The sequence below is a fragment of the Bradyrhizobium sp. PRIMUS42 genome, from assembly GCF_023006515.1.
GTDB lineage: Bacteria > Pseudomonadota > Alphaproteobacteria > Rhizobiales > Xanthobacteraceae > Bradyrhizobium.
On the sequence record NZ_JALBGZ010000487.1, the window covers coordinates 1 to 5002 of the forward strand.

8 protein-coding genes are annotated in these 5002 nt (G+C 64.7%); 2 read left to right on the plus strand and 6 right to left on the minus strand.

All coding sequences use genetic code 11. The features are described 5' to 3' along the window. The 5 genes from MOV75_RS27300 to MOV75_RS27320 all read right to left on the minus strand — a co-directional run. The coding region (locus MOV75_RS27300) for a toll/interleukin-1 receptor domain-containing protein (RefSeq protein WP_247006916.1) at window positions 1-529 on the minus strand (529 nt) is incomplete at its 3' end. A 246-nt stretch (window positions 530-775) separates the two neighbouring features. After that, window positions 776-1225, minus strand: a complete 450-nt coding sequence (locus MOV75_RS27305; RefSeq protein ID WP_246930666.1) for a hypothetical protein — start codon at window positions 1223-1225, stop codon at window positions 776-778. A gap of 249 nt (window positions 1226-1474) precedes the next feature. Continuing rightward, window positions 1475-2260, minus strand: a complete 786-nt coding sequence (locus MOV75_RS27310) for a hypothetical protein (protein ID WP_246930668.1) — start codon at window positions 2258-2260, stop codon at window positions 1475-1477. Between the two features lie 81 nt (window positions 2261-2341). Then, window positions 2342-2947: a 3-isopropylmalate dehydratase small subunit gene (gene leuD, locus MOV75_RS27315; protein ID WP_246930670.1), complete on the minus strand. Its 606-nt coding sequence runs from the start codon at window positions 2945-2947 to the stop codon at window positions 2342-2344. 254 nt (window positions 2948-3201) lie between these two features. Continuing rightward, window positions 3202-3600 carry a metallopeptidase family protein gene (locus MOV75_RS27320; protein ID WP_246930672.1) on the minus strand — a complete coding sequence of 133 codons (399 nt, stop codon included), beginning with the start codon at window positions 3598-3600 and terminating at the stop codon, window positions 3202-3204. Between the two features lie 156 nt (window positions 3601-3756). Here MOV75_RS27320 and MOV75_RS27325 point away from each other — a divergent pair, with 156 nt between their 5' ends. Continuing rightward, entirely contained in the window at window positions 3757-4032 is a 276-nt protein-coding gene (locus tag MOV75_RS27325; RefSeq protein ID WP_246930679.1) for a hypothetical protein, read from the plus strand. Between the two features lie 55 nt (window positions 4033-4087). Continuing rightward, window positions 4088-4348 carry a hypothetical protein gene (locus MOV75_RS27330; RefSeq protein ID WP_246930674.1) on the plus strand — a complete coding sequence of 87 codons (261 nt, stop codon included), beginning with the start codon at window positions 4088-4090 and terminating at the stop codon, window positions 4346-4348. Window positions 4349-4352: 4 nt separating this feature from the next. Here the strand turns inward: MOV75_RS27330 and MOV75_RS27335 are convergent, their stop codons facing one another. Beyond that, entirely contained in the window at window positions 4353-4652 is a 300-nt protein-coding gene (locus MOV75_RS27335; RefSeq protein ID WP_246930676.1) for a DUF1330 domain-containing protein, read from the minus strand. Window positions 4653-5002 lie beyond the last annotated feature (350 nt).

Consider the following 5002-nt stretch of genomic DNA (forward strand, 5'->3'; position numbering starts at 1 on the left):
GGCCTCCGGACGCCGGGCGGCCGGCTCCGTCCCACCTTTGCGCCAGCTCGCCGATGCGCGTGTGCTGGCGAATCCAGGCAATGTCGGTATCCAGAGCGACCGCCAGCGCCGACAGTCCGGCATCGAAATCGTCTCCGTCGCGCAGCAAGATGTAGTTGAGCCGCGCGAGGCGTGGCGGCAGGTCGGCGTCGGCGACAGGCCGATACACCAGCGGCAGCAGTTTTTTCTGCAAGCTCTCGGTTCGTTCGGCTTCCCACGCGCAGACGTGAGAGGCGATCAGGTCGGGGCTGATGACGATGCCGATCGCGTCGGCGGAAAGGATCAGCGCTTCGAGCCGTTCCTGCCACGGCTCGCCCGGCAAGATGTCCTTCTTGTCCAGATAGGCTTCGAAGCCGCGCGCGTTGAGGGCGTCGACCAGCCGGTTGGAAAAGACGGAATCCTTGCGGGAATAGGAGATGAAGACGCGGGTCTTCCGGTCGCGGCTGCTCGTCGCGGCGACGGCGGCTTTCGCAGCAATGGCGGCGTCCATGGTGTGTCCCTTGCGGAACGAAGCACGTGCAATGATCGAAAAGGAGAATCACGACAGGCGCGAGGCGAACAAGCCCCAGGCTAGACCGGCGCGCGCGGCGAGCATATGAGGTGCTTCACACCTGTGCGCGCCCGCGATTGCCGCCATCGCGCGCGCCGAACCGGCTCAGCCATTGAAAGACGGCCGGATCAGGCCCCGCATCCGGACCTGTGCAAGAAGGTTGTGACGGGGTCGTCTCGGCGCGTTCTACAGCACCGAGAGCTCCGGCTTCTGGTTGTCCTGCGCCGCCAAGGCGCTGCGATCGAGCGACTCCAGTGTCGAGGCATTGGCGCAGAAGCCGTGATAGTTCTCCGCGGCGGTGCCGTCGGCCAGCTCGCGATCGCATTGGCCCTTGTGATTGCACAGCGAGCACACGCGTTCCAGGTCACGCAGCAGCAGCGGCTGCGCGCGGCCGAGTCCTTCGGCGCTGATGCCGAGCTGTTCCAGCATCTTCGGCAATTCGTCGGCGGCGTGCTTGCCGTGGCGAACCAGTTCCTCCAGGTCGTCAGGTGCGATCCTGAGGTCGCTGGCGATCCGGTCGAAGTCGGCACGGTCGAGCTGCCGCATCTCGTTCAACTCGCGGCGATGCTTCAGCCAGCTTGCAAAGGACTCGATGAGGTCCTGCATGATGGGATAAGGCCTGCTTGCGGTGCTCATGGAAAGCTCCCTTCGGACGCCGGAATTGGAGCGAATTAAGCACAATGATGCAGGAGCGCGTTGCGCTGGATCAAACTGGATCGAGACAAGGAAACCGATCTCGTGTCCCGGACGCGGCGCGGCGCGAAGTGCCGCTCCGCAGAGCCGGGACCCATCTCACCGGATTGCTGGGCCCCGGCTCAGCAGCGCATCACACCGGACGATGCTTCGCATCGCCGGGAGTGCTGCGCTGCGTCCGGGGCACGAGAGCTAAGCGAACCGCTCCGCAGCCCACGCATACAGGCTGCCCGCGATCGGCTTCTCGCCGCCGCGGCCCTTGGGCGAGATGTGTAGCCCGATGATCTCGGGGTTGGTGACGAGGCCGAGATAGCTCGACGGATCGAAGAAAAGTTTCGGCTCGGCATGCACGGCATAAAACGACTGCTTCGGCAGCGCGCATGCGAGTTCGCCGGTGCGGCGCGCGAGCGCGGTGAGCGCTGCGGGGCCATAGATCGCAACGCGGATGTCGGAGAGGCGGCTCGAGCCCCCGCGCAGGCGGCGCACCATGAAGGTGATGCGGTGGCGCACCGACAGCCAGTTCGGCGTCAGTTCCTCCTGCTCCATCAGCTGCTCGAAGGCGTTGACGATGCCGTGCTCGGGCGGCAGATAGATCACGGAATTGCCGAGCTGCCGAGGGCGCTCCCAGGCAAAGTAAGGCTTCGCCGGATCGATCTCGACGGGCTTCAAGAGCAGCACGTCGGCGTCGAGCCAGAGGCCGAGACCCTTCGCCATCAGCTTCATGCGGAAGAAGTCGCTGAACTGAAGCGTGGTCCAGTCGCGCCAGCTTCCGTCCGGCTGCGGCGGCCGCAAGCGTTCGGAGAATGCGTGCGGCAGGATCGCTTCGGCGTCCGCGTTGGCGACGCCGGCGGGAAGGCCGGGAATGGTGTCGAAGCTGTAGACGGTGACCTTGTGGCCGGCCGCCAGCTGCGAGCGCAGACAGGTCTGGCGCAGCGCGTCCATCGGGCCATGCCAGAAGGTGACGATCTCGGGCAGCATGCGCGGAAGCTATAAGGGATAGTTTGGACAAAGAAAAAGCCCCGGCGCCATCAGCACCGGGGCTCGAACGAAAACTTGCGATCAGGCCCAGGCGCGTTCGCGCTTGAGCTTGTCCTCATAGGTGTCGATCGAGGCTTTCTTCTCCATCGTGAGGCCGATGTCGTCGAGGCCGTTGATCAGGCAGTGCTTGCGGAACGGATCGATCTCGAACTTGACCTTGCCGCCGTCGGGACCACGGATCTCCTGGTTCGGCAGGTCGATCGTCAGCGTCGCATTTGCGCCGCGCTCGGCATCGTCGAACAGCTTGTCGAGGTCTTCCTGGCTGACGCGGATCGGCAAGATCCCGTTCTTGAAGCAGTTGTTGTAGAAAATGTCGCCGAACGAGGTCGAGATCACGCAGCGGATGCCGAAGTCGAGCAGCGCCCAGGGCGCGTGCTCGCGGCTCGAGCCGCAGCCGAAATTGTCGCCGGCGACCAGCACCTTCGCAGTGCGATAGGCGGGCTGGTTGAGGACGAAATCCGGATTCTCGCTGCCGTCGTCCTTGTAGCGCTGCTCGGAGAAGAGCCCCTTGCCAAGGCCGGTGCGCTTGATGGTCTTGAGGTACTGCTTCGGAATGATCATGTCGGTGTCGACATTGATGATCTTCAGCGGCGCCGCGACGCCTTCCAGCGTGGTGAACTTGTCCATGGTTGGGCTTTCCCGGGGGTGGATCAGGGAAGGCGTATTTATCCCGATCGAGGCCCGAATCCTAGACCGAATTCGGCAGGTCTAGTCTGCTTGGCGGGATCAAGCCACGGAGGAGGTGCGCTCCCTCTCCCGCCTGCAGGAGAGGGCTGGGGTGAGGGTTCTCTCCTCTAGGAGACTGTCCCATTGCGGCGACACCCTCTCCCCAACCCTCCCCCGCAAGCGGGGGAGGGAGCACACCTCCCGCGCGGCACTTCCTACTCTGCCTTGGCCTCAATCGCGGCCATATCGTCGTCCGACAGGCCGAAATGGTGGCCGATCTCGTGGATCAGGACGTGGCGGACGATATGGCCGAGGCTCTCGTCGTGCTCGGCCCAGTAATCCAGGATCGGACGGCGGTAGAGCCAGACCATGTTGGGCAGCCGCGCCACGTCGCCAAGGCTCTGCTGCGGCAGGCCGATGCCTTGGAACAGTCCGAGCAGATCGAACTCGCTCTCGCATTCCATCTCGTCCAGGACTTCCTCGGACGGGAAGTCGTCGACGCGGATGATCACGCCCTCGCACAGGGTGCGAAACTCCGCCGGCAGGCGCTCGAAGATGTCATGCGCCGTCGCTTCCATCTCGGCCAGCGAGGGTGCTTTCGATTCCGTCCACATGCCCACCTCTTAGCGCGGGTTCCGCGGCGATGCATCCGGCTTTATAAACGCGGCGAGGTTGACGGGCGCTTCCAAAACGGGGAGCGTGGGGTCTTAAATGGGACGTTTCAGGTGGGCGGAAAAATGCGAGCGAAAACAGCGCTGACGCTACTGTGCATGGGGTTGTTTTCGCCATTTTGCGTTGGCGCGGAGGCCCAGACGGCGGGCCCCGAGATCCGCCTCGCCCAGGCCTCACCTGACGCCCCGCCACCGCGCAAGCGGCCTCCGGCGCGGCTGCGCGTCACGCCCTATGACAGCCCGGACGGCGTCTACCCGCGTTACAATCCCGGTCCGGACGCAGTCCGCGTGTGCAACGCCACCTATGTGCAGGAATTCCGGCCCAGCGGCACGGTGATCGTGCCGCGTGTGAGCTGCTACTGGCGCCGCGGCTGAGGCCCGGCTCAATGCCCCGCCAACCAAACAGCGTAGTCGCCTCGCGGGGTTCGTGGTGACGAGATGGGTTGCAGTGGTCGTCGCCGTCGCGCTTGCCGCCGGCCTGCCTCGCGCGTTCGCTGCGCCAAGGGTGACAGTGCCAGAGGCCTCGGCGGGGATCGCGGTTTTCGATGTGCGGCGACCCGCGCGAAACCAATACATTGCACGGCCCCTCGTGCGCCGTGATCCCCGCTATTACGCGCGGCCCGTGCACTACCGTCCCTATCCCTACCGCGTGCCCGCACCCTTCGTGTTCGGCTACGGGCCGTTCTGGTGACGCGCTAGCCGGCCGGCGCAAATCCCTCGACCAGCAGCACGGTCGCCTGCGCGCCGGCCTTGCGATCGCGCGAAATCTCCTCGTAATCGGGTGAGTTCGAGAAGGCGAGGAAGGCGGCTTCGTCGGGAAACGACATCATGACGAGCTTGTCGTGCGGCCACGCCCCTTCGAGCACGCGCGGGCGCTCATCGGCGGCGAGCAGCCGACCATTGTACTTCCTGAACACATCGAAGAACCGCGCCTGATAGCGCTCATAGGCTGCGCGGTCCGTCATCTTCAATTGTGCAATCGCGTAAACAGTCATTTTCAAAATTCCTTCCGTCGCGGCACGGCGCCGCAGCGCGGGGCCCAGCTCCGTTCATTCATGGCGCGTTCACATCGCTGTCCGCAATTTAATCCCGGGAGCGACTGCAATTGAACAGGGATGACGCGGGCCGCGAACGAGCATCGCAATCCGCTGTCCAGATTCAGGGAGGATTCCATGCTGAGGAGTTTGGGTCTCAGGGCAAGCCCGATGCGCCTGTTCGGGATTGCGGCCGCCGCGACGCTGATGCTGTCGGCCGGCACTGCGCGTCGTGCTGAAGCGCTGACCTTGATCAATCCGGCGACGTCGCCCGCGACGAAGGGTGCGGCCGACGACCTCGTCACGCAGGT